The 3,389-nt window shown below is 62.6% G+C and carries 2 protein-coding genes and 1 pseudogene; all 3 read left to right on the top strand.

All coding sequences use genetic code 11. From position 1 onward, the window contains the following. Nucleotides 1-907, top strand: a pseudogene (locus ACXRVY_RS20945) (glycine dehydrogenase (aminomethyl-transferring)); the annotation flags it as partial. A 205-nt stretch (nucleotides 908-1,112) separates the two neighbouring features. Further along, nucleotides 1,113-2,489, top strand: a complete 1,377-nt coding sequence (locus tag ACXRVY_RS20940) for an L-serine ammonia-lyase (RefSeq protein WP_223459474.1) — start codon at nucleotides 1,113-1,115, stop codon at nucleotides 2,487-2,489. 36 nt (nucleotides 2,490-2,525) lie between these two features. Continuing rightward, the coding region (gene gcvT / locus ACXRVY_RS20935; protein WP_458238144.1) for a glycine cleavage system aminomethyltransferase GcvT at nucleotides 2,526-3,389 on the top strand (864 nt) is incomplete at its 3' end.

Here is a 3,389-nt window from a genome sequence, read left to right as displayed (position 1 = left end):
CCCGTCGACCCACGGCGTGTTCGAAGAAGGCATCCGCGAAATCTGTGGCATCGTTCATGACAACGGCGGCCAGGTGTACATCGACGGCGCCAACATGAACGCCATGGTCGGCCTCTGCGCCCCGGGCAAGTTCGGCGGCGACGTTTCGCACCTGAACCTGCACAAGACCTTCTGCATCCCCCACGGCGGTGGCGGCCCGGGCGTCGGCCCGATCGGTGTGAAATCGCACCTGGCGCCATTCCTGCCGGGCCACGCACAGATGGAGCGCAAGGAAGGCGCCGTTTGCGCGGCACCGTTCGGCAGCGCGAGCATTCTGCCGATCACCTGGATGTACATTCGCATGATGGGTGGCGCGGGTCTCAAGCGTGCATCGCAGCTGGCGATCCTCAACGCCAACTACATTTCCCGTCGCCTCGAAGAGCACTATCCAGTGTTGTACACCGGCAGCAATGGCCTGGTGGCGCACGAGTGCATCCTCGACCTGCGTCCGCTGAAAGACAGCAGCGGCATCAGTGTCGACGACGTGGCCAAGCGCCTGATCGACTTCGGTTTCCACGCGCCGACCATGTCGTTCCCGGTAGCCGGCACGTTGATGATCGAGCCGACCGAAAGCGAATCCAAGGAAGAGCTGGACCGCTTCTGCGACGCCATGATCCGCATCCGCGAAGAAATCCGCGCAGTGGAAAACGGCACCCTGGACAAGGACGACAACCCGCTGAAAAACGCGCCGCACACCGCCAAGGAACTGGTGGGCGAGTGGGCTCACCCGTACAGCCGCGAGCAAGCGGTTTACCCGGTTGCGTCGCTGATCGAAGGCAAGTACTGGCCACCGGTCGGTCGCGTCGACAACGTGTTTGGCGACCGCAACCTGGTCTGCGCCTGCCCGTCGATCGAAAGCTACGCTTAAACCAATGAGGGGGCGGTTGATCCCGCCCCCTTTTTGCAAAAACACCACAGTCCTCTGTGGGAGCGAGCTTGCTCGCGATAGCGGTCTTTCAGTCGACATCTATGGTGAATGTCAGACCATCATCGCGAGCAAGCTCGCTCCCACAGTGAATTGCGCCAACCTCCCGATTCCGTGAATTCCCATAACAAGAAACCGGAGAACCACCATGTCGTTAAGCGTGTTCGACCTGTTCAAGATTGGCATCGGCCCCTCCAGCTCTCACACCGTCGGCCCGATGCGCGCCGCTGCGCGTTTCGTCGAAGGCCTGCGCCGTGAAGGGCTGCTGCCGGCCACCACCTGCGTCAAAGTCGAGCTGTACGGCTCGCTCGGCGCCACCGGCAAAGGCCACGGCAGTGACAAGGCCGTGCTGCTGGGCCTGGAAGGCGAGCACCCGGACACCGTGGATACGGAAACCGTCGCCGCGCGCCTGCAAGAAATCCGCGGCAACGGACGCTTGAACCTGCTCGGTGAACACAGCATTGCGTTCAACGAGAAAGAACACCTGGCGATGATTCGCAAACCGTTGGCGTATCACCCCAACGGCATGATTTTTCGCGCCTTCGACACGGCGGGCCTGCAGATCCGCAGTCGCGAATACTACTCGGTCGGCGGCGGTTTTGTGGTCGATGAGGACGCCGCCGGCGCCGACCGCATCGTCGAAGACGCCACACCCCTGACCTTCCCGTTCAAAAGCGCCAAGGATCTTCTCGGTCATTGCGTCAAATATGGGCTGTCGATCAGCCAGGTGATGCTGACCAACGAAAGCGCCTGGCGTCCGGAAGCGGAAACCCGCGCCGGCCTGTTGAAAATCTGGCAAGTGATGCAGGACTGCGTCGCCGCCGGATGCCGCAATGAAGGCATCCTGCCTGGCGGGCTGAAGGTCAAACGCCGGGCCGCCGCGCTGCATCGGCAATTGTGCAAGAACCCGGAATCGTCTTTGCGCGACCCGTTGTCGGTGCTCGACTGGGTCAATCTCTACGCGCTGGCGGTCAACGAGGAGAACGCCAACGGCGGGCGCGTCGTAACCGCGCCCACCAACGGTGCAGCGGGGATCATTCCAGCGGTGTTGCACTACTACATGCGCTTTATCCAAGGCTCCAATGACGACGGCGTGGTGCGTTTTCTGCTCACTGCCGCAGCCATCGGCATTCTGTACAAGGAAAACGCCTCGATCTCCGGCGCCGAAGTCGGCTGCCAGGGCGAAGTCGGCGTCGCCTGCTCGATGGCCGCCGGTGCCTTGTGCGAAGTGCTTGGCGGCACCGTGCAACAAGTGGAGAACGCCGCGGAAATCGGCATGGAACACAACCTCGGGCTGACCTGCGACCCGATTGGCGGGCTGGTGCAAGTGCCTTGCATCGAGCGCAACGCCATGGGCTCGGTCAAGGCCATCAATGCCGTGCGCATGGCCATGCGCGGCGACGGGCAACACTTCGTCTCCCTCGACAAGGTCATCCGTACCATGCGCCAGACCGGCGCCGACATGAAAAGCAAATACAAGGAAACCGCCCGTGGCGGTTTGGCGGTCAACATTATCGAGTGCTGAAGCGCGCTCATCTGCACCCTTCTTCAGGAGCTGAATATGTCCACCGAACAACTGTTGAAAACCCCGCTGCACGCACTGCACATCGAACTCGGCGCGCGCATGGTGCCGTTCGCCGGCTACGACATGCCCGTGCAATACCCGCTGGGCGTGATGAAAGAACACCAGCACACCCGCGACCAGGCCGGGCTGTTCGATGTCTCGCACATGGGCCAGATCCGCCTGACCGGCGCCAATGCCGCCAAGGCCCTGGAAACCCTGGTGCCGGTGGACATCATCGACCTGCCGGTGGGTATGCAGCGCTACGCCATGTTCACCAATGCGACCGGCGGCATCCTTGACGACCTGATGGTCGCCAACCTGGGTAACGAAGAACTGTTCCTGGTGGTCAACGCCGCGTGCAAGGATCAGGACCTGGCCCACCTGCGCCAGCACATTGGCGACCAGTGCACGATCGAGCCGCTGTTCGAAGAGCGCGCCCTGCTCGCCCTGCAAGGCCCGGCGGCAGTTACTGTACTGGCACGTCTGGCCCCTTCGGTTGCGAAGATGACCTTCATGCAGTTCGCCCGCGTGAAACTGCTGGGCGTGGACTGCTTTGTCAGCCGCTCGGGTTACACCGGTGAAGACGGTTTCGAAATTTCCGTGCCGGCCGTCAACGCCGAAGCCCTGGCCCGTGCGCTGCTGGCTGAAGCGGAAGTGGCTGCCATCGGCCTTGGCGCTCGCGACTCCCTGCGCCTGGAAGCGGGTTTGTGCCTGTACGGCCACGACATGAACACCGACACCACCCCAATCGAAGCGAGCCTGCTGTGGGCGATCTCCAAGCCACGTCGTGCCGATGGTGCGCGGGCTGGTGGCTTCCCGGGCGCCGAAACCGTATTCACTCAGCAACAGGCCGGTGTGAAC

The sequence above is a fragment of the Pseudomonas sp. P5_A2_2 genome, from assembly GCF_054177685.1.
Note: the sequence above shows the minus strand (reverse complement) of the source record. Positions and strands in the feature narration are given on the sequence as shown.

Coding starts and splice junctions, on each gene's coding strand:
- ACXRVY_RS20940 (WP_223459474.1), top strand. CDS start 1,113: ATGTCGTTAAGCGTGTTCGACCTGTTCAAGATTGGCATCGGCCCCTCC.